General features: G+C 41.5%; 26 protein-coding genes. 1 reads left to right on the forward strand and 25 read right to left on the reverse strand.

All coding sequences use genetic code 11. From position 1 onward, the window contains the following. Positions 1-160 precede the first annotated feature (160 nt). Positions 161-238 carry a putative holin-like toxin gene (locus tag BTA30_RS23960; RefSeq protein ID WP_223831559.1) on the forward strand — a complete coding sequence of 26 codons (78 nt, stop codon included), beginning with the start codon at positions 161-163 and terminating at the stop codon, positions 236-238. Positions 239-516: 278 nt separating this feature from the next. Here BTA30_RS23960 and BTA30_RS16935 read toward each other — a convergent pair whose 3' ends face one another. The 25 genes from BTA30_RS16935 to BTA30_RS17050 form a co-directional block, all read right to left on the reverse strand. After that, the gene (locus BTA30_RS16935; RefSeq protein ID WP_076762491.1) at positions 517-960 is read right to left on the reverse strand and encodes a phage tail tube protein; all 444 of its coding nucleotides are present in this window, start codon (positions 958-960) and stop codon (positions 517-519) included. Between the two features lies 1 nt (position 961). Continuing rightward, complete coding sequence (locus BTA30_RS16940; RefSeq protein ID WP_076762492.1) at positions 962-2362, reverse strand: phage tail sheath family protein; 1401 nt, start codon at positions 2360-2362, stop codon at positions 962-964. Then, a complete protein-coding gene (locus BTA30_RS16945) occupies positions 2363-2587 on the reverse strand; it encodes a YqzN/YkzM domain-containing protein (RefSeq protein WP_076762493.1) in 225 nt (74 codons plus the stop codon). Further along, a complete protein-coding gene (locus BTA30_RS16950; protein ID WP_076762548.1) occupies positions 2588-3028 on the reverse strand; it encodes a phage tail terminator family protein in 441 nt (146 codons plus the stop codon). 13 nt (positions 3029-3041) lie between these two features. Beyond that, positions 3042-3539 carry an HK97 gp10 family phage protein gene (locus BTA30_RS16955; protein WP_076762494.1) on the reverse strand — a complete coding sequence of 166 codons (498 nt, stop codon included), beginning with the start codon at positions 3537-3539 and terminating at the stop codon, positions 3042-3044. Then, positions 3536-3892: a DUF3599 family protein gene (locus tag BTA30_RS16960; protein ID WP_076762495.1), complete on the reverse strand. Its 357-nt coding sequence runs from the start codon at positions 3890-3892 to the stop codon at positions 3536-3538. Before BTA30_RS16960 ends, BTA30_RS16955 begins: the two co-directional genes overlap by 4 nt. Next, positions 3889-4284 carry a protein YqbG gene (yqbG, locus tag BTA30_RS16965; RefSeq protein ID WP_076762496.1) on the reverse strand — a complete coding sequence of 132 codons (396 nt, stop codon included), beginning with the start codon at positions 4282-4284 and terminating at the stop codon, positions 3889-3891. The genes BTA30_RS16960 and yqbG overlap by 4 nt, the downstream gene beginning before the upstream one ends. A gap of 6 nt (positions 4285-4290) precedes the next feature. After that, positions 4291-4674, reverse strand: a complete 384-nt coding sequence (locus tag BTA30_RS16970) for a YqbF domain-containing protein (protein ID WP_076762497.1) — start codon at positions 4672-4674, stop codon at positions 4291-4293. A gap of 10 nt (positions 4675-4684) precedes the next feature. Then, positions 4685-5620, reverse strand: coding sequence for a phage major capsid protein (locus tag BTA30_RS16975; protein ID WP_076762498.1), 936 nt, complete (start codon positions 5618-5620; stop codon positions 4685-4687). A gap of 12 nt (positions 5621-5632) precedes the next feature. Then, positions 5633-6610: an XkdF-like putative serine protease domain-containing protein gene (locus tag BTA30_RS16980; protein WP_076762499.1), complete on the reverse strand. Its 978-nt coding sequence runs from the start codon at positions 6608-6610 to the stop codon at positions 5633-5635. A 52-nt stretch (positions 6611-6662) separates the two neighbouring features. Then, positions 6663-7280 carry a hypothetical protein gene (locus BTA30_RS16985; RefSeq protein ID WP_076762500.1) on the reverse strand — a complete coding sequence of 206 codons (618 nt, stop codon included), beginning with the start codon at positions 7278-7280 and terminating at the stop codon, positions 6663-6665. Between the two features lie 162 nt (positions 7281-7442). Next, the gene (locus BTA30_RS16990; RefSeq protein ID WP_076762501.1) at positions 7443-8237 is read right to left on the reverse strand and encodes a hypothetical protein; all 795 of its coding nucleotides are present in this window, start codon (positions 8235-8237) and stop codon (positions 7443-7445) included. Between the two features lie 45 nt (positions 8238-8282). After that, positions 8283-9200 carry a phage minor head protein gene (locus tag BTA30_RS16995; RefSeq protein ID WP_076762502.1) on the reverse strand — a complete coding sequence of 306 codons (918 nt, stop codon included), beginning with the start codon at positions 9198-9200 and terminating at the stop codon, positions 8283-8285. Further along, positions 9193-10731, reverse strand: coding sequence for a phage portal protein (locus BTA30_RS17000; protein WP_076762503.1), 1539 nt, complete (start codon positions 10729-10731; stop codon positions 9193-9195). The genes BTA30_RS16995 and BTA30_RS17000 overlap by 8 nt, the downstream gene beginning before the upstream one ends. 3 nt (positions 10732-10734) lie before the next feature. After that, positions 10735-12030 (reverse strand): PBSX family phage terminase large subunit, encoded by a 1296-nt coding sequence (locus BTA30_RS17005; RefSeq protein WP_076762504.1) that lies wholly within the window; start codon positions 12028-12030, stop codon positions 10735-10737. Beyond that, on the reverse strand, positions 12027-12896 hold the full coding sequence (gene terS, locus BTA30_RS17010) for a phage terminase small subunit (RefSeq protein ID WP_076762505.1): 870 nt from the start codon (positions 12894-12896) through the stop codon (positions 12027-12029). Before terS ends, BTA30_RS17005 begins: the two co-directional genes overlap by 4 nt. Positions 12897-12942: 46 nt before the next feature. Beyond that, positions 12943-13191, reverse strand: a complete 249-nt coding sequence (locus BTA30_RS17015) for a hypothetical protein (protein WP_076762506.1) — start codon at positions 13189-13191, stop codon at positions 12943-12945. 139 nt (positions 13192-13330) lie between these two features. Then, positions 13331-14104 (reverse strand): DUF4145 domain-containing protein, encoded by a 774-nt coding sequence (locus tag BTA30_RS17020; RefSeq protein WP_076762507.1) that lies wholly within the window; start codon positions 14102-14104, stop codon positions 13331-13333. Positions 14105-14159: 55 nt separating this feature from the next. Continuing rightward, a complete protein-coding gene (locus tag BTA30_RS17025) occupies positions 14160-15080 on the reverse strand; it encodes a DNA cytosine methyltransferase (RefSeq protein WP_239693605.1) in 921 nt (306 codons plus the stop codon). Positions 15081-15190: 110 nt separating this feature from the next. Beyond that, complete coding sequence (locus BTA30_RS17030) at positions 15191-15712, reverse strand: ParB N-terminal domain-containing protein (protein ID WP_076762508.1); 522 nt, start codon at positions 15710-15712, stop codon at positions 15191-15193. Between the two features lie 28 nt (positions 15713-15740). Further along, positions 15741-16238: a hypothetical protein gene (locus BTA30_RS17035; protein WP_076762509.1), complete on the reverse strand. Its 498-nt coding sequence runs from the start codon at positions 16236-16238 to the stop codon at positions 15741-15743. Between the two features lie 76 nt (positions 16239-16314). After that, entirely contained in the window at positions 16315-16485 is a 171-nt protein-coding gene (locus tag BTA30_RS23450) for a hypothetical protein (protein ID WP_164470257.1), read from the reverse strand. 93 nt (positions 16486-16578) lie between these two features. Next, a complete protein-coding gene (locus BTA30_RS24165) occupies positions 16579-16710 on the reverse strand; it encodes a hypothetical protein (RefSeq protein ID WP_268884414.1) in 132 nt (43 codons plus the stop codon). Between the two features lie 281 nt (positions 16711-16991). Further along, positions 16992-17456, reverse strand: coding sequence for an SMI1/KNR4 family protein (locus BTA30_RS17045; RefSeq protein ID WP_076762510.1), 465 nt, complete (start codon positions 17454-17456; stop codon positions 16992-16994). 10 nt (positions 17457-17466) lie between these two features. Next, positions 17467-19356 carry a T7SS effector LXG polymorphic toxin gene (locus BTA30_RS17050; RefSeq protein WP_076762511.1) on the reverse strand — a complete coding sequence of 630 codons (1890 nt, stop codon included), beginning with the start codon at positions 19354-19356 and terminating at the stop codon, positions 17467-17469. Positions 19357-19559: the final 203 nt, after the last annotated feature.

Here is a 19559-nt window from a genome sequence, read left to right on the forward strand (position 1 = left end):
CGGCCCTGTTTTCGATCTTGGTGAAAATGTCATCTCAACTTTTCCAACTAAAAAGGACAACCACAATGTGGTTGTCTAGTGTATAATATTTCTTGTACATAAAAGCTTTGCTCACTCAAGGGAAGTCTTGCTCATCCCCGATTGAAAGGGGGTGATGCAAATGACAACATTTGAAACAATCTCTTTAATGATTGCTTTTGGCATGTTAGTTGCCGTGTTGTCAAAGAAAGAAAAATAGACCTCCCTTGAGCCTGGAAAACTTAAAGGGATAGGTCTATTTAAAACACCTCTCTGAGCAAGCCCTTGATGGGTCGCTTTTGTGTACACCGACTCGACTGTTCGCAGCAGTCGGGTCTTTTTTATTTTATGCATTTCCTGAAGAAGGAATGCATTTTTTACATGAGTTATCAGTTCTAGATGTGGTTGCATTGAGTGTACATTAAATACACACTCAATATATATTATCGTATCACAGGTGTGTATTTTGTAAACATATTTTTGTTTACTTTTTAGAGCTTAAAAAGAGTCACTCAATTTTTCCGGAAGATCAAAATCTTCGAAAGTGAACGGTACTTCCTCTTCCAGTGCCTCTGAATCCACATCGAGCCCCGCGATCTTGGCAGAGTCAAAATTCACGTCAAACAATGTGACCCGTTCAGTGCCACGACCTGCAGACTGGTCATCGAGGACAGCCTGCAATGTGAAATATGGATCTTCTCCCTTTTTCACATAGTTCAGCATCAGCTGCACAAATCGTGATGTGACTTTATAGAATGTCGCTGTTCCCGTTCCATTTGCCCCCGTTGTTTTGTGGCCGGTCATTCGGCGACCCATGACATTGACCTCTGCTTTGTTTTTCTCCACGTTTGCTTCAAATGTTTTAATAAAGGCCAGTTCTTCCCCATCCAAAAACAGACGGCCCTCTTTTCCTGAAATCGTGTTTTGCGCCTTAAAAGCCATCTTACTTCACCTCCACATTGAAGTAGAATTTTTCAGCTGCGTCAACCGGCTGAACGGCCAGGTCAATCAAGAATCCATCACGTTCCTCGTTCAGCTTGATAGTCAGATCGTTTTCTGAATCAAAGCCTATAATCCCGTCTCCGTCCTGAAGTGTCGTCAGATATTGAATGATAAGCGTTTTGACATACTGCAATCCGTCATCGGAAGCTGGGATGTCGTTGCCGGTTCCTTTTTTGGACTTAATTAGCGCCTTCAGCTCTCGCGTTAAATCGTTATTAATGGCATCAAGTACCCGGATGATTTTATTTTTAGAGAATTTCTTATTTTTCTCGGCCGTAAAGGTCGTGAGAGAATTAATATCCTTTTCAACGCTGACAGATTTATCGCGAGCGTCAAATGTGAATAAGAACTCCCCGTTGTTCAGCTTCTCAATGACTGTGTCATCGTCAAGGCGGTTCAGGACATCCACCGCGCCTTCGTATTCAACAAAGGTCAAGGATTGATTGAAAGAAGCTCCCGCGCTGGCCCCGGCTACCCATGCTGTAGCCTGATGCGGCGCAATCTCTGTACCGTCTTCCAACAGAACGCCTTCTGTCACATTGATAATGCCTTCATAATCGACTTTATATCCGGAAAGGACACCTTGGACCTTACGCCCTTGTTTATCGCGTAAACGCTGAATAAATGAAACGAATGTGGCTTTCAATTGCTCGCTTGTTTCTATCGGGAGAGCGATGGTGTCAAAGTATTCTGTTTCAGCTGCCTCCAAGAAATCCATATAGTCCTCATTCGTGGCCGTCTTGTCTGTACCGCCTGAAAGCCGGACTCCAGCAGAAGGATTTAGTTTTCCTTCTTCTTCATCACCTTCAGCCCCCGAAAGTGGAATCGTAATCGTCAGTTCTCCCTTACCGGTAAAGGTGACATATTGATTGGCTTGCAGTTCTTCTGCTTTAGAAACCGTTTGTTTATCCACTTCAGACTGATTAAAAAACGTGGTGACATCAAACTTTGAAGAATCCAAGACATTTTCACTGACTTGAATGATGATGTCATTTCCTTTTGTGCCTCCGTAATTGGCGGTTGCCTTCACGCCCTCACCAATATCTCCTGTTGCGCGGTTTCCCTCATTCAAGCGATACAGGAGAACCGTCTGGGCTTTTTTCTTGGCTTCTCTGAATAAAAGCAGGGATGGGTCATCTATCGGCAATCCAACCTTTTTATTCAGATCCTCGATATTTGAGATTGAAATGAATTTTTTTGCTTCTCCCCAGCTTGTATTCACAGGTACAGCTGCAATCCCACGTTCGCCGAGAGAAACACGTTCCTGTGCTGTTGTTTTAAAATTAAAATAGATGCCGGCACGTTCTTTTTCTTTGCCTGGTGTGAATGTTCCGCCGTTCATTTATTTAGCCTCCTTCCGAAGAAATTCACGAATGCGTTTCTTCGCTTCTGATTTAGTCACTTGCTTCTGGTTCAAACCAAAAAGAGCACCGTCCAGAACTTCCGGTTTAACCCCGAACAGCTCTTTACTGTGCTCCCGTAAATCTTGAATATGAAAGAGAGATTCTGGGCGGCGCGTGGCATTCAGCCCCTCAACCTCTTCATTTTTTGCTTTCTTTGTGTCCACTTATTTCACCCCGCTTGTAAAATCAAAATCTTGAAGGGCCGGCTTTTCATCTTTTTTGTACCAATACCGGCTGTTCCATTGAACAACTAACACAGCGACCCCTTTATCAGATATTCGTGATTCTATCCGATTGATTCGCAAGGATTCCCCGGTCTCCGTTCCTTCAGTATCAACAAGAGGAATCATGCTGCGTCTTTCACGTACAGCCTCCGCGATCTTCTCAGCTTCATCATGAGCCTGTTGTGAATCCTTATGAAACAGCTTCACATTGAGGCTGTACGTTTTCATATACGTTGAAACTGTGTCATTCCCATCCGCTACAGAAGGCGGCGGGAAATAGAGAGACGGGGTTTTAATTTGAATAGGAATCTCCCGGTCATATATTTGGACGGGAAACACCCGATAAAAGAAGTTCATAATGGACCCGACTTCATCGTTCAAGCCATCACCACCTTTAGAATTCATCCAGCCATTCCTGAAGCTTGCGGTCTAAGCTTCTTTCAAACATTCGCTCAAAGATCGCTAGGGCATTGTCCCAGTACCCGGATCCGTCAATCCATTGAAACTTCAGCAGCATTCCGGTTTCCGCAGCGGGATCATATTCAAAGCGGTCACCTTTCCATCGCCCAGGAACCCACCGTCGATCTTTATTCTTGGATGGGTCAATGGTAAAGTGCCCGTCGTTTACAAAAGAAGCGTATTCCAAGTTGGTCCCTACATCCAATGTCAGATTGCCTGCGGTCGTAGAGAAAATATTGTCTGCGTCACCTTTCTCAAAGGAATTTAATAGGCGGCGCGTTTCGACGGTTTCAGTTTTCATAATTTCATCTTGCACAATATCCAAAAACTCATAGCCCATCGCCTCAAGCCAGAGCTCATATTGACTTTGAAGCCCTCCGTCAATTGCTTCATCGAGTGCCTGAATAAATTCATCCAAGCCGTCAATTCTCATAGGTTGTCACTCCTGACTGCTGTCACTTCAATGTGATGATTTTTAATTTTTCTTGGCTTCTGCAGTTTATAAGAAGCACCTTCCCATATCACTTTGTCATTCAGCCGGATATCCGATGAAATCGGAAAATGGACCAAAAGGGATTGAACAAACAGTGTATTCGGCTCCTGCTGCACAACGGATTGATTTTTCTCCGTAAAGTAACAAGCTTGATCCAAAATATCCGGTTCATCGGGATAAGAGAATTCTGGCTGGCCATCCTGAACCGGAACACCATACCGGGATTCCGCCGGCTGTTCCTCTTCTAGATGGTAAATGTCACAACGGTGTGTTAAGAGCCGGCTGTAGCTCATAATGCCCTCACCCTAAGGAGAACAGATCCTTTACCATCAGGTGGGACATTTGGATCCTCAACGAAATCTTTTAATAGATTTTCGACTTCTGGCTTTTGAATGGTCTGACCGTCTCCGAGCGTATAGGAATAGTCTCCGATTTTTTCAGATTTATAGCCTTTGACGATAGATTCATCAGAATTGATCAAAGCGAAATATTGTGCCATCTTTAATAAGGCAAGCTTGACCTTTTCCGGCAGTGGCTGATATTTCTCATCAGAAAGATTATGCCCGACAATGCTTTGAATCTCGGTTTCAGCCTCTAAAATATCGTGCTGAAGCAGGTTCTCCGGCCGAGACTTTACCGCTTCGAAAACAGAATAAGCAATCACTTCCTCAGGAGTGATCAACATGCAGCGTCACTCCCCTAGTTTCTGCAGGATGAAGGCAATCCTTTCATCGGCGTTTTTGAACGCTGCAGGATCGCCGCCAAGATCAGAGATAATGGCCTCTTGTCCTGCCTTCGTCATGCCTCTCAATTCTGATTCTGTGTATATTTTCGGAGTAGCAGATGCCGTTGATTCTTTGGCGTTTTCTCCGTCATCTTTCGATCCGCCATCCTTCGATCCGTCACCTTCGCCCTCGGTCTCTTCTTTGATTAATTTGCATTCAAATTGTTCATTGTCTTTAAGATAGAGATACACCGATTTCTTGACGTCTCGCTCTGCTCCCAGGGTAAAAACATGGTCCATAACATCGTAAGTTTTCCCTTTGATCAGTTGCGCTTTATAGGTATCAGCCATGCGTCTTCACCTACTCTTTGACATTGATGATTTTGGCTACCGCGTCCTCTTCCTCAAACACGCTGTCCAGTTTTGCCGTCAAAACAATAATGAATTTTCGGCGGCGGATATCTTTATCGACTTCAATTCGGATATTTCGGGAGAAGCCGAGCACGATGTTTTTCGGATGCGTCAAAATGACATCTGATACGTCGATCGCTTTTTCTCCTTCGCCGGCGGAATATGGCTGCATGTTTGCAATTCCCTTGATCGGCACACCAAAAGCAGAAGAAAGCCCGCCTTGAACAGCAGCATCCCCTAAGTTGGTTTGACGATCGGCCACTTTATCCTTCCATTCAACTTCAATGCCAGGTGAAGTATAGAAACGGAATTCCTGCGGCACGCGCAAATATTTAGGTGGAACAGCTTTATATCCGCGTTTGAAAATTTGCCTTGTTAATTCCTCTCCTGCAGCATCCACAATGTGAGATGTGGCTTGCTTCCGGATCCCATCAATTTGCGCAAGGAATGAATCGTCCGATTTTGAATCTCCGTTAACGATTAGTTCCTCGATATCCACTGCCGCACGCTCAGCCAGCATCTGCATGATGGTGTTTTGAAGGCCATCTTTTTCGATGTTGTTTTCGAGAGTGTCATACGTGATGTGAACTTCTGCGATGACTTCTTTTGCGTTCAGACCGATGGTACTTGTAGTTGGAACAGCTCTGTCACCGCTAGCAAGCGACTTTCCCTCTTCACCAGCTCTTAGAATACGCTGGCCAAAGCCGATCTTTTCAAATTTCTGTGCATCATGGTCCATCGGAATGACGCGGGCATCATTTAAAATAGTGGGGGTATCCTGTACCATGCGGATAAATGTTGATGCTTGGGTCGGATTCATCAGACCGCCGCTTGTTAGCGAAGCAAGCGTCATTTCTGCTTTGTTGATAATCTCCTGATTTCTCATCGTATTCCTCCTTTAAAGTAAGCCGTCCCAAACGGACTTTTTCACTTCTTCTTTGTCTGATTCCTGATCAGATCCCGCTTGTTTTGAAATTCCGCGTCTCTTTTCAACGGCTTCTAAACGTTCTTGAATTGGTAAGAGCTTTTGTTCAAGCAGTTCATCCATTTGTTTGATGACGGACCGTTCTTGCTTTTCATCTTGTGACTCGTTTGCCGTCGAATCTGCTTCTTTTTCAATCTCATCAAGACGCTTGGTGATCGGGTTTAATTTGTCATCAAGCAATTTCTCAATATCTTCTTTTTTCAACTCGTCTTCCTCCTCGTCGGCTTCAGCCTGACTCAGCAATTTGCCGAGAGCGGCATGAGCGTTTTTGATTTCATTCAGGTTGGATGCCGAAAACTTCCGGCCGGCTTTTTCTACTGGTGTTTGTGGCTCCTCATGTTTGCCTAAAAAGAAATTTTTAAGCAAATTAAAAAGCCCTTTCTCTTCATTGGCAGAAGGAGAAAAAGGCTTCTCTTTTTGTTTTTCAATTGTCTCAGCGGTTCCGGCCATTGAATACCCGGTGATGTCGCCTTTTTTGATCTGTTCCCAGACCTCATCCGAAGCTTTTGTGACAAGCACCCAAGATCCCTTTTTTATGGTTTCGCCATTGACCTCAAAGTCCGCCGGCGCGACATAGGATTCCACCACTTCACCGACGCCGCCTTGAAAATCATGTTGCTTATCAATCTCCCTCGCATCCTTCAGGAAGCCGTGGGCCGCTTTCTCGATTTCTGCAGCTGTCATGAAGTCCCCGTGAGCGTCGGGCGTATCTGGTTCATACACAATCCCGTATACAAGCTTTTTTTCATCATCGGCTTTTGTCAGGACCCTGATTTCTTTCTGAAAGTCCGGCTGCTTTTCTGATTTCATAAAAAAGAACTGCTTTTGATTAGCAGCCTTGTCTACGTAAGAAACATGTGTGATTTTTGCGTTTACCAATTCACGTGGCATGTTGTTCACCTCCTTTCAAAATAAAAAACCTCAAAATATTAATATTTGAGGTTTAGTTTGGTCTTAACAATTTTTTCATTAGACCTAGACATAATGTATTAAAAACTTTGAGATCGTATAAGCTTATGTCTATTTCCTTTACAAACTCTAAGTTAGCCCTAATTCGTGAGAGGTGCATTGCTGTTTCAAAATTTTTTTTATTAATACGTCCTTTATCCATAATAGCAATTAATTTTTGAGTGTAAGTTTTTTCGTTAATATCAAGTTCTCTACAAGCATCATCAATTGCCCTTTCTAGTTTTGCCCATACTGATAAAATTGCGGCTTTCCGAGATTCTTTGGCGATAAGATCAAATTCCTGATAGTGTTTTATATCTTCCAAAGGATCATAAATATCTTCTGATTTGTACTTAGACTCATCACCTGTCTCCTGCAGTTCGTCTATAGCCTTTATCTGATCATGAAAGTTTATATTCCCATCCTTATAATTAAGACTCTGTATATGTTCTAATTTCTTTAATATTCCTTTCCGAAGCAGAATTACAACAATAATCACTGCTAAAGGCCAAGATGTAAGTAAGTTAATTATAAACTTCGAATTCAGTATAGAGGATATAAAGTTTGATAAACCACCCAACACTTCACCCCAATTTAACTGTTCTTTATACATAATAAACCCCCATTAAATAATGAGGTTATTATACTACTTTATTCCATATTTGCTAAGGCTTCTCTTCGAATCTTTTCTTTTTTCTCAGTTGACAACTCTAAATCTTCTTGTACCAACTCTCTTGGTATGTGTTCACACCCTTTAAAAAAGAAAGAAGCATCTTTATTTGCTTCTTTCTTTTTTTTCAATATTGTATTTAAACCATTCATATACTAATTCTTTCATATGGTCTTTGATATGATTAAGTTGGTTCAACTCTTCCTCACTTTTAGGATTCTCCGGATTAAAAGGATTGTGACCATGTCTTTTATAAAAGATACCCCCATCATTATTGAGTAATTTTGTGGATGACTTAATTTTATTCATATTTCTTTTTAAATTAAGAGGAATATCTAATGAATTCAACTGTTCCTCTTGTTTTCTCCCCGATATCCCCAGATCAGTTTTTATTGTCTCGTAAATTTTATATGCGTTAATATACATCAATTCATTATTGTCGATCGCGTCCACATAAAGGTTCATTACATCTCTAATATGAGAATGATCTACGACAAGTTGAAAAAAAGTTGCAAATCTCCCCTTAGATTGTTCTTTATTAGTTAGTTTTAATGATATCTCATCATCAAATGGATTTTGCTTTTCAATGTGTGAAAAAAGAGGGTGTTTCCTCCATGTAGGTTTAGACCAGTGCGTTCCATGATCATAATTTAATTTTCCATCCTCCCATACTTTAGGATAGTTCAAGATACTGAAAACTCCTCTAACAAGATTAAAAATCGATTTTAATCTAGCATAGGCAACATCTGAATCATTTAAATCAAGGTTATCTGTATGCGGAGTGTAAAAATCAATATGTTGAGGAAAATCATAATTAGGATAAAAAAAACCAACATGAGGTCCATAGTTCCCATCTACTATTCCAGGATTAGTATATACTGATAGCGAATAACCACTCATAAGGCTTCCTCCTTAACGATGTTTTAATATATTTAATCAAAACCATCATACCATTTTCAAGAGAGCCTCACTCCTAACCTCTTCTTTTTCCTCAGCTGACAACCCTAAAATTTTGTAATCAACCACAGGTGATAAAACACAATGACAATGAACCCGCTCTTTGGCTGACAGCTTTGAATCCCTTGGATGCATGCATGTTTCACCGCTGCCTGGAATCGTGAATTCTTCGTCTACTCCAACAACAGTTCCATCGAGAGCAATGTGATTTTCCCGCGGATTGTTCTTCTTTCCTCCGCTGTGCCTCCACTTTTTCGCGATGACAGCCGGTGATTGAGTATAAGCTTCTTGCTGCGCGGCAGAGGAAGCGGCAAGCACTTCAGTTATAGCCGTAGTTCGAGCCCGTGCTCGATCAAACTGCGGCAGGTCCCGGAGAATCAATTCGATATCCTGGATTGATGAGCCGTTCTTGATGGCATCTGTCAGCACGTTTTCTACCGCTTCATGGGTATTCAATTTCATGATCTCGGCCAGCTCTTCAGACCAGCCTTTGATCCATTTAGTCGAGCGACTGGAAAGAGCTTTAAACGGTACTTCCGGATCTAATGAATCCATGATGACAGAAGCCAGCTCCTCAATGGTCTGCTGAAGGAAACCTTCTGTCAGCTCTTGAAATTGCTCCTCGAAGTCGTCCCCTGCAAATAGATTCTGCGTAAAATACACCAGAATGGCTTCTAACGTCTCTTTTGAGTCTTTGCTTACAAAATCATTCAGACCACTTAAAAACTTCTTACGCTGGCGCCTGAGCAATCTGGCGACCTTTTTTTCATATCCCTGGACATAACCGGGTATTTTAGAAAGGCCGGGGAAATCAGGTATAACCTCCACGAGTGATTTTTCATCATCTTCCTCGGCTTTTTGAATAAAGGCATTCAGACTGTTTAAAAGCTGATCGGTCTTATTCATTTTGCTTCAGCTCCTCGAGGACATCTCTCATATCCTTCAGCAACATAATCAAATCTCCTGAGCGATTGTTTTTTGATTTTTGAAAAAAAGCCTGTAGCGGATCAGAAGAATTGTTTTGAGCTTTCCCAAGCGGCCGGCTGTATTCATCCTCCGGCCATTCTTCAAGTGTTTTCCCAAGCACGCGGCCAGCCAGATCCCGTAGATCGTTGGGAGATACAGCGCCGGCATTAATAAAAGGCCCCAACACTTTGGCAATCTCCATCGGATCACGGAAGTCTGGACCTTTTAAAGTAAGCTGAGCATGATAAATATTCAAATCAGACAGAAACAAATTATTCAGTTTGCCGGTTATGATCTTCCTTTCCGGCTGAAAAACTTGTTCCTCTGTGATTTTTCGAGCGGTGTCCGCGGTCGCTTTGTTATACTCATGTGCTTCCCCTGTATAAAGCGGCGGCAGACGGAAGGCAGAACGGAGCTTGCTTCTGCTTTTCTCGTCATATTCAAGGAATAGGGCATCTTGCTGCAGAATTTCGCCCAGGGACTTAATATCAACCTTGACGGAGGATACATCCTCTTCCCCGGTAATGCCCTTTTCAGTTGGTATCCCCTCAACCTCAAGCAGGAGAAATTTATGAGCGTTTTCTGTGCCTTCAAGGTCATTCATGTATTCCTGCAGCTGTTGATAAGAGGCTTCAGAAAGCATCCCGTTTTCGACTGTGATGGCTGCTGGGATATGGCGCCCTTGCTTAAAGTACATGTAATTCAGTTCTTCCGCTTTTCTGGCCCCGTATAGATTTACGATATGCCCAATCCAACGGGGAACGCCATAAGCACCGCTGCCGAGCTTGAAGTGAATGACTTCGTTAGCTTGAAGCTCCTCTGGAGTGTTGGCTTCATATTTGCCAGTCCGCAAATTCATAATTCGCGGATCCCCGTATTCCTTGAAGAAGACCTGTTTTCCATCAACCATCTGAACATACTTCCGGAATCTTTTCTTCCGCTTCATCGTTTTGATTTCATTGTGCTCCCGAAATGTGAATTCTACTTCGATAGGCTCCGTATAGTGGCACACCCTCATGTTTTTAACGTCCAGATATTCAACTCCCGCTGGTTTCCCGGCCCCGTTGCGGAGGACTTCTAGAAATCCGTTCCCGGTTTTCTCCCGGTCTTCTACAGCATACCCGACAACAATTTCGGCCGATTCGTCAAAATGAAGGTAGCGGATAAATTCCTCAAGCCGTGTCCAGTCATTTTCCGCAGCCTGCTTTTTTTCAGACTGTACATCATCCCCATTGATATCAAAGGTGTATTCCACATCAAAGCCAAAACCGAGAATATTTGTCTTATAGGCATGAATGCATTGCTGCAGAATCGTCGAATATTCTGCGATACTTTTCAGTTCCTTCAAATTGTAAGGCGGCGCAATGATGTCATTTTCTTGATAGGTGAACTGATCTTCATAAATCTGTTTAGTCGTTTCGCTCGACGCATTCGCTTTGAACACGGTGGCTTTCACAGATTGTTGAGCCATGCTTTACCTCCTCTCTCTATTTGGCCGCGGCCGGATTTTCGGTTTCTCCTTCAGATCGGTGACCTCGTAATCATCGAGGGCATACCAGATGGCCGAAAGAGTGTGGGGATCGATCTTGAATTCATCTTCAATGATGTTACCCAGCTTGTCCTTTTTATAGGTCAGCGGCTTGAGTTCAAAAATGGTGTTCTTGCATTGGTCGGAACAAATGATCTTTTTAAACCGCTTGATCTTTTTCGTATACTGTAGGCGTGAACCCTGGTACTTGTGGGCTCCCACCATATTGAAACCCTGCTGCCGGAAATACTGAATCGTTTTAGGCTCCGCTGAATCAGCTTTGATAAGCTCCTGGGTTTTCTTGAATTCTTGGAGTTCCTCTGCCGTTCGATCATCGGTCATTCCTCGCTTGTAATACTCCCAGTAGACATAGAGATATTTTTTCTTATGGTCTACCGCAAGCCGTACAACGGCGTTATAGGATTCTTCAAAACCGAAGTCCATTCCTACCCGCTTAATCGGGCAGTCAATGTTCGAGACGGCCTGCATTACTTCATCGTGTGGCCATTCTTCAAACTGAGGAAAAACCCGAACCCCATTCACACCAAAATGACCTTTCCTGGCGATGCGGTAAAGGTCTGGATCGTATTCTTTCAGTTCATCCAGCTGCCTTACATAGCTTTCTGGTAGAAACAAATTATCTTCTGCCGTGGAATGATGATAGTATGTGTCATTTAAAACAATCGTTCGCTTTTCATAAAGCTCTTTATCATCCAGGACAAATCGATTATTCAGATCGTCTTTAAAGAAATGCTTATACGTCCAGTTGTCTTCCCCGACCGGATTCGTGGAAAAAATCATATGAAGCGGTCGCGTAGGATGCCGCAGACGGCCGAGAAGCTCTTTAAAGCCTTCATATTTAACCTCTGAACATTCCTCAATCCAAATGATCGAAATGTTATTGATCGATTTCAGTTTAGCCGGTTTATCCAACCCCTTGAAAATGATCCGGCTGCCATTTGGAAACCTGACCTGCATCGGGGACGTCATACATCTCACAATATGATCAATCTCTAAATCATTGATGATCTCTTCAAAAAGCGAGAAAGTGGAGTCCCGATGAGTGTCATACACTTCACGAATGACTAATACTGTCCGTTTTTCCTCAAGAAGCTTCAAGATGAGCTTGAGAGCAATATGATAGCTTTTGGATGATCCGTATCCACCGACGAGCAGCTGAAATTTTTGATTCCAGTCAAAAAGAAAGTCTTCGAAATGTGGATTGACTTCTTTTACCGTCATTTGCCGTCACCCTTACGAGTAATTGTGATATTCACAGAATTATCCACAGGGCGGGCGGTCAGGCGTTCAAGCTCTGCCTGTTTTGTCTCATTTGAAAGATAGTTGCCCCGGAGCTTCAATTCATGCTCATCCATGAAGCGGATCATATCGTATTTCTGACGAATGGCTTTCAGCCGCTTATCCGTTACACGAGTGAGCGCCTCTTCGATGTTCAAGATATCATCAATCGCCCTCATCTCGGTTTCTTCAATTTCGGTCACGACAAGACGCTCATTCATGACTGGGACCGGCTTAACAAGTCCATTTTTATCTGGCGTCTGAACGATATCCTTTACCTTACGCATTTGTTGAAGCACGCGGCGCTGTTTTTCAGATAGGCCGTTTTCTATCCTGCTGATCCGCTGCATCATTCTCCGCTCCCGAAGGTTCAACTCCCTGATCGTTAAATCAATTTGAAAGAGCGGATCCGTTTCGATTTTTCCGAACAGCTGTCGCTCATCCTCATTTAAAAAATCCCACATGATCGTTTCATATTCGCCGGTACGGACGGAATTTTTATTCCCTTTTGGAGCGGCACCGCCCCTATTCCCTTTTGCATTTTCGTTTCCAGTGGGTGCCTCTCCCCCCTTGTTTCCTTTGGCGTTTTTATTACCTTTCGGAGCGCCGGGACGAAAAGGAGCGCTCCCATTCGATTTAGGAGCGCTCCCTTTGATTTTATCTTCCCATTTATCTGTTGCTTTCCACTTGCGGACGGTGCTGCTTGAGACGCCCAATTCATCCGCGATGTCTTTTAATTTCTTGGTTCCGCTACTTTCTTTCCATAAACGGAACGCTTCGTTACGTCTTGGATCACGCGGTCTCGCCATTACATTTCACCCACCTCCGCAACCTGAATTGAGTTTGAGTTTGTTTTTAAATTTCTTCATCTTTCTGAAGCTGTATATCGAGCTCAATGAGCTTTTTTAAATCTTCAACAGTGTTCACCTTAATATGGCCGCTTTGAAAATCTTTGACCCATTGGGTGATCCCTGCCTGAATAATTTTTCGGTATTTCTCTTTAGATTGACTGATGTTTTCAAGCAATTCAGCACTATGAAGGAGAAGCAGTTCTTCTTTTTCTTCATCATCATAAGAACGTATGTTTGTATTTTCTATTGCCATTTGCCTGGTCCTCCAATAGAATAGAGATGAGAGCGTGATTTTCCCACGAAACGCGGCCGCGTCTTCATCACGCTCTTACCAGGGTGATGGCCTTGGTTGAGGGAGGGTGTTGTCAGCACCCTCTTTATAAAAATAAGCCCTAACTAGGGCTTGGTGAATTTGTTATTTTAATATGAGGTAATTCATAAATATTAAATAGTATTAAATCTAATGTTTCTAGAAATAACAATAAATCTCTCCGTTTCGGTCGAAATATTTCATGTACTGTCTGATTTCCTACATCTTTAATTTCCAAGAGTATCCTTCGTTGTTCCTCATCAATTATATTCTTTTCTTTAAGTTTATTTATCTTTTGAACCAAATTTAGATTGACCATTACCGGGTTTTTATCACCATCTAACACTGGTTCTCCCTTCTTAATCTTCGGTCTTTTATCAATTCCATTTACCATACATATTGATTCAATAAGCATTCTAATTCCCGTATTGCATAATAAATTCATACGTTGGCGATAAGCATTAATTGTTTCATTTCTAATTCCATTTATTAAGTTAGGTAAGTGATCGAATTCATATTTTTCTTTGAATTGTAATAACTGTTCTACCGGATCCTCCTTTTTTGGCTCTTCTGGAAAGACAGTGTATTCGACAAAGTATTCTCTATCAGTATGATAATTTGAACCGACTATATGAAACATATCTTCATCGCCGTATATTTTTAGAAAAGCAATAGCGTCACAACCTCTGCATTGAACTATTGCATAATCCTCATTAAATTGAAAATCAATTTCTTCATCATAATCTGAATTGCTTATTGAATACTTTAGTTCATTGTCATGCTCATTTTTAACTATGTGATGGTTTGTTTTTCTCTTACAAGCTCTACAGTACAATTTCTCCGGCACAACGGTCATATACTCCACCCTTTTTAGAAAAATAATACCATTTTTCTAAGTGTAGTGAGAATTATTAAAACCACTGTTTGTAAATCTGTTCCGATATTTTTTTCATCATGACCGGAGGAACACTCATCCCACAAACATATTGAACAGATGCGTCCATAAAATCGTAATCGAGTGGGAAAGATTGCATCAAAATGATATCTCGTTCAGAGATATAGTAGGGCTCATCATAACGGACAAAGACCGAACCACTCGCGAGAGTAGGCGGGACAAGGCTATTTTTCACTAAAATCGTATTGAAATTAGATTCTTTCCCTTCAATCCTTTTCGTGATGTCTCCCACATTATTATCCGACGGCCGTCGCTTCACCCATCTTTTATAAAGCTTTGATGTTTCTTTAAGCCTTGCACCATGGCCACTTCTGAATTCTTTATATACAATCGGTGGCTCATTGAAGGACAATTTAAGCGGTAGTAAATTCAAGTCCTTCCTTCGGCCAATAAAAAAGACCCGCTCTCTACGTTGCGGGACTCCCATTGTGGCAGCATTCAACAAGAACAGTTGAACATCATATCCAATTTCCTTGGCCCGTTCAATCACCAGCTTCACATAACCTTTTGCATTTCCACTGACCATTCCTTTGACATTCTCGGCCACAAAGATTTTTGGCCGCAACCTTTCAACAGCATCAAGGTAATAAAAAAACAGATCATCAAGTGACTGTTTGGCCTGTCCTTCACGAAAGGCTTTTTCTTTTCCCCAAGCCTTTTCCCGATCACCCGCAATAGAAAACACGCTGCAGGGCGGGGAACCATCAAAAATATCTAAATCGAACAATTCATCAGGCAGATTTTCCATTTTGTTAAAGTCTCTGATGTCCATAAGAAAAGGATATTTCGGATTATGATTCTTCCTATAAATCTTCATCATTTGCGGATCGATCTCACAGTTCCCCAAAAGATCGTAGCCGGCGAGCTTATAGCCCATAGAGGAACCCCCGCCGCAAGAGAATGTACTGAATACTTTAAGGCCATTTTTCTTGATGTTTTTTAAATCGGCCAACTTCCAACGGTATTCTTTCTTTTCCATGTAATCACCTATTCATTAAATGAAAATCCGCATTTGGGGCAAGTATGTTGGAAATGATCATCTTCATAATCATCCAGGTCTAATTCCTGGCTGTCATTGATTTTTCCTCCGTTGCCTTCATACTCAGCCAGCTCTCCCAAGATTTCATCTATTTCATTTTCTGAAAAACCTGTAAGGGATAGATCAAAATCATTGTGCTGCAGGTCTTCCAAAACCTGTTCAAGTTTGTAATCGTCCCAATCGCCGCTAATTTTATTAAGAGCCAGGTTTAACGGTTTTTCTTCGGATTCATCCAGATTTACAACTGACACCTGGAGAGTACGCGGCTTCTCCTCCATGTGAATTTTAAACCGCTGATGACCGCCGACAAGGTTTCCCGTCTTTTCATTCCAAACTAACGGTTCAACTGCTCCAAACCGTTTCATAGATTGTTTCAGTGCTTCGTATTCCGGATCACCTGGCTGCAGATCAATGCGCGGATTATATGGAGCAGGGTTAATCTTTTCTACTGGTATAGTTCTAATATCCATGATGTATCGCCTCCAATAAAAAAACACCTTATTTAGTAAGGTGTCTGGTGCTTTTATGTACTCTTCTAAAATGTCTTTTTTCCGGTAATTCATCTAAACACTCTTGTAATAATCTTTTATAACCGCTTATTTTTCCAAGTCTCCCAGCTTCCATTTTTGATAGAACAGCCCATGCCCCTATTGAAACCAAAAACAAAAAAATTATTACGTCAGAAGCTAGAGCTAAATTGAGTCTGTATTCTTTTATAATACTTAGACTGTGATCCATTGTACTTCCTATAGCCAAAGATATAATTGCAAAAAAGGCTGCGGTCAAATAACTGATGGCTTTTTTAATTTCAAACTGATCTTCAAGTCGTCCCAAGAACATTTGAATTTGCTTTTTATCATGGTGCTTTTTTATTTCTTCTTTAAATGCAATTTGTTCAGATAAGCTTTTTTTATGGACATCCTCTTTAACTTGTTCCAAATAACCAAGGACACTTTTGATCTCACCAAATTCAATTTTTTCATTACTATCATTCATGAAAATCACCCCCTGTATATATCGGAAGTGGTTTTTCAATATTTAGGAGCATTCGTTGCCGGGAAAAGCTTTCTTACTACTGTTTTCGGCGAATGCGCCCGCCTAGTCGTTTATAGGTGTCTTTCCTGACTCCCATGATCTCTTCCCAATCCCGCCTGGTTAAATGTTCATCTTCCTTCGTTGAGTAGCTTAATACTTTTTTAAGCTGATGCTTCGTGTCAGCTGATAAAACATCTCTCATCTTCATGTTTCATTCTCCTTACCGAATAAACACCACCTTGCGCTATTCGCTTTTTTGAATTAAAAATGACTCCGGATAATCTCCAGAAGGACGCAAAGATTATTGGAGCCATGTGAAAATGACTTCCTGTGCAAACGGGATCTCACCGCTTGCGTTCCCCGTGACTATCGCGCGCAATCCTGCATAGACTCCAGCCGCTCCTCCTGTGAAGCTGACGACCTTCATCATCATTCGATACATCCGGGTACACACTTGATAAGGGAAAGGTGCGTCTCCCATTCTGGCCAATAAAAAAGCGGCCACCAATCAGCTGCACAACATCCGTGTGCAAAAGATCAGTGTCCGCAGGCTCTCCGTCTTGGACTCGATATTCACGTTCGTTTTTCTTGTCTCTATCGTATGACAAAGTGAAATAGAAAAAGTCCCCCATTTTATCCCCCTTTTTGTCGGATTTTTCTCGGATTTGAACGCAAAAAAGCACTCAATCAAAGATTAAGTGCTTTAAACTGTAATCATTCTTCTTCCTCATATTCCTGGAGACTGTTGATTAATTCAATGAAATTATCACAGACATAGGTTAGCGCAGCATCTGGATTCTCAAATGCTTCTTCATGGTCCCAAAAAACCACAGTGGGTTTTTTTACCGATTCTCTATAATCAAAGCAAAATAAGTTGCCCCCTGCATCTGTTGCAAAAGGAAAAACGTTGTCAACTAATCTATCCTTAACATTGTTGAATGTTTTATAAAGATCAATTGGTCTCTCCGGGTCTCCAATGCTTAGCAGGTTATTAATTGATTCTCTGAATCCCTCAATAACAACAACACGTTTATCTACTGGAGAACAGCCATTGAATTCTTTTATGTATTCTTTATAATCTAATGGAAATTCAATGTTGAGAGTTTCTTCAAGACTATGAATTTGCTCATTAGTTGCCTCTTTAAATGTGCTGCGTTTTCTCCATTTAACATTCTGCATAATAACCTCCTTATTTTTCGTCTTTACCCCAAATTTTATATCCACCAGTATGACCAGTCTTTGAATGAATTTCACGATCAACCAGTTCCATTTTCCCCGGTGTTTGATGATGATGCCATGTATATTTCTCAGGGGTAATGCCGTCTCTTAAGTCTAATAGGTCATCTTCAGATAGATCAAGTTTTTTAATAATAGATGGATTTGCCTCAATTTCTTTATAAAGCTCCTTATTTAACTTGTTGAAATGCTGATCCCTGCTTTTTTTAAAATCACTCTCATCAAGCTTAGTAGTATACTTAGATTCGAAAATAGGAAAACCATCTTTATCATAAGGAACACCCGTGACGGGATGTTTTTTATTTTTAAGGTGTCCCATTCTTAAATTAATCGTTTTAGTTACTCCGGAAGAATTTTCATAAGTATACGGAGCAGCTTGTACAAGCACGCTTTTCTTTTTATCCTCAAGCAGCTCTTTCAGCAAAGGTGTATTCTTCACGTTAATAGAATTCTGTGCATCCTGAAGAATCCCTTGCAATGCAGGAGTGTATCGATTGTTAGGTGGCTTAATTGACTGTTTTACAGTCTTACCAGCTTTCTTCGCTTCGCTAGCCGCAGCTTTCCCCGCTTTTGCAAGATCTTTCGAGCCTGTTGAAACAGAAGATTTTCCGCCTTTTAATCCCCAAAGGCTGCCGATCGCATAAGTAAAATAATGCGCTCTTGAATACGCATCCCCATGTACTACTTTTTCATCCCATTTCTCTGCTAGCGTGTCAACCATACTTTGAAAGGCACCTTTATAGTCGTATCCAAGAACTGTGTCTAAAACGACTTTCGGGTCTTTATGTAAATGGTCAATTGTCCATCCGATATTCCACCCTAGCTGTATTGTGCCATCTTTAATATCCTTTCCCAATTCATATAGAGCATCAAACGAACCTTTTATGCCATTACCTATATTCTGCAAAGCCTCTTTCCCATCTTCCGAGGTTACCTCAAGAGGATTTTGCATGACTGCCTGGCGTCTTTCAAGAAATGAAACGTATTCCATTTGTTCAGATGTAAGATTATCATATCCAATCTCTTTTGCAACATTAAGATACTCATCTGGATTATCATGCAGCTTATCAAGCCTATTTAACTTATCTGTATGCATTACAGGCTTTGTTTTGCTAACTTCTTTTTCAAGCTTTGATCTCTTATCCAGCTTATCCAACATGACGCCCATCGCTGTGTCTTGGCCACCACGCAAAGTATCCATCTCATCCGGTTTTAAAATCGAACCTTTTTGATAGCCGGTGATTTCAATTTTAGGGCCTGTGTACATTTTTTCAAGCCGGCTTATGTATCTCTGCATCGTTTCCAGGTCGTTTTCAGCGGTTTTAAGAGAGTTTGTCTGTTCGCGGTCAAAAGTGTGCAGCTTTTCAATTGTCTGATTGATTTCCTTTAAGGCTTTCTGATTCTGTTCATGAAAATCACTGTCGTTCAATTCCGGTAAATCGACAATATGGCTGACCTTCGCGATCGTAGCGTTCGCTTTGGATACCAAATGTTTGGTTGTTCGATCGGCCGCATTCAATCCTTGTTCCAACTCGTGTTCAAGAAAGTTTTGCGAAATAACCCCGTTATGGTTTGGTTCAAGAGAATTCAGCGCGCTTTTCATTTTCTTTAGCGTGGAACTGTATTCCTCTATGAAAGTATCATAGAACTGTAGAAAAGGGGTGTGACATTCCTCGTAAAAGGCGCGGATCGCGTCGCCGCCTTTTCCTTTTAAAGCATCATCAAGTGATGTAATGCTCTCTACGGCTTTTTTGACTTTGTCGAATTCGTCTGATTGATGTTTTAATTGTTCCAGCGTTTGATCAATTGCATTGTGCAACGCCTGAACGTCAAGAGTCTTCATGGCATTCCCCTCTAATACTAAAGTTACAATCAGTATAGATTTTACCACTATACGGAAAAGAATTGGTGAATAAATCCTGTCTATCCTTGAAAATGAATCAAAGTGTTTAGGTCAAAACACCCTGATGATTTTGAAATGTCCTCAACATAAAATGATTGTCAAAAACTCAACTATTCTGTAAAATACAAGAAAGTATGAAAATG

The organism is Bacillus swezeyi (assembly GCF_001969815.1).
GTDB classification, from domain to species: Bacteria; Bacillota; Bacilli; order Bacillales; family Bacillaceae; genus Bacillus; species Bacillus swezeyi.

Coding starts and splice junctions, on each gene's coding strand:
- BTA30_RS23960 (WP_223831559.1), top strand. CDS start 161: ATGACAACATTTGAAACAATCTCTTTAATGATTGCTTTTGGCATGTTA.
- BTA30_RS16935 (WP_076762491.1), bottom strand. CDS start 960: ATGGCTTTTAAGGCGCAAAACACGATTTCAGGAAAAGAGGGCCGTCTG.
- BTA30_RS16940 (WP_076762492.1), bottom strand. CDS start 2,362: ATGAACGGCGGAACATTCACACCAGGCAAAGAAAAAGAACGTGCCGGC.
- BTA30_RS16955 (WP_076762494.1), bottom strand. CDS start 3,539: ATGAGAATTGACGGCTTGGATGAATTTATTCAGGCACTCGATGAAGCA.
- BTA30_RS16960 (WP_076762495.1), bottom strand. CDS start 3,892: ATGAGCTACAGCCGGCTCTTAACACACCGTTGTGACATTTACCATCTA.
- yqbG (WP_076762496.1), bottom strand. CDS start 4,284: ATGTTGATCACTCCTGAGGAAGTGATTGCTTATTCTGTTTTCGAAGCG.
- BTA30_RS16970 (WP_076762497.1), bottom strand. CDS start 4,674: ATGGCTGATACCTATAAAGCGCAACTGATCAAAGGGAAAACTTACGAT.
- BTA30_RS16975 (WP_076762498.1), bottom strand. CDS start 5,620: ATGAGAAATCAGGAGATTATCAACAAAGCAGAAATGACGCTTGCTTCG.
- BTA30_RS16980 (WP_076762499.1), bottom strand. CDS start 6,610: ATGCCACGTGAATTGGTAAACGCAAAAATCACACATGTTTCTTACGTA.
- BTA30_RS16985 (WP_076762500.1), bottom strand. CDS start 7,280: ATGTATAAAGAACAGTTAAATTGGGGTGAAGTGTTGGGTGGTTTATCA.
- BTA30_RS16990 (WP_076762501.1), bottom strand. CDS start 8,237: ATGAGTGGTTATTCGCTATCAGTATATACTAATCCTGGAATAGTAGAT.
- BTA30_RS16995 (WP_076762502.1), bottom strand. CDS start 9,200: ATGAATAAGACCGATCAGCTTTTAAACAGTCTGAATGCCTTTATTCAA.
- BTA30_RS17000 (WP_076762503.1), bottom strand. CDS start 10,731: ATGGCTCAACAATCTGTGAAAGCCACCGTGTTCAAAGCGAATGCGTCG.
- BTA30_RS17005 (WP_076762504.1), bottom strand. CDS start 12,030: ATGACGGTAAAAGAAGTCAATCCACATTTCGAAGACTTTCTTTTTGAC.
- terS (WP_076762505.1), bottom strand. CDS start 12,896: ATGGCGAGACCGCGTGATCCAAGACGTAACGAAGCGTTCCGTTTATGG.
- BTA30_RS17015 (WP_076762506.1), bottom strand. CDS start 13,191: ATGGCAATAGAAAATACAAACATACGTTCTTATGATGATGAAGAAAAA.
- BTA30_RS17020 (WP_076762507.1), bottom strand. CDS start 14,104: ATGACCGTTGTGCCGGAGAAATTGTACTGTAGAGCTTGTAAGAGAAAA.
- BTA30_RS17025 (WP_239693605.1), bottom strand. CDS start 15,080: ATGGGCTATAAGCTCGCCGGCTACGATCTTTTGGGGAACTGTGAGATC.
- BTA30_RS17030 (WP_076762508.1), bottom strand. CDS start 15,712: ATGGATATTAGAACTATACCAGTAGAAAAGATTAACCCTGCTCCATAT.
- BTA30_RS17035 (WP_076762509.1), bottom strand. CDS start 16,238: ATGAATGATAGTAATGAAAAAATTGAATTTGGTGAGATCAAAAGTGTC.
- BTA30_RS23450 (WP_164470257.1), bottom strand. CDS start 16,485: ATGAAGATGAGAGATGTTTTATCAGCTGACACGAAGCATCAGCTTAAA.
- BTA30_RS24165 (WP_268884414.1), bottom strand. CDS start 16,710: ATGATGATGAAGGTCGTCAGCTTCACAGGAGGAGCGGCTGGAGTCTAT.
- BTA30_RS17045 (WP_076762510.1), bottom strand. CDS start 17,456: ATGCAGAATGTTAAATGGAGAAAACGCAGCACATTTAAAGAGGCAACT.
- BTA30_RS17050 (WP_076762511.1), bottom strand. CDS start 19,356: ATGAAGACTCTTGACGTTCAGGCGTTGCACAATGCAATTGATCAAACG.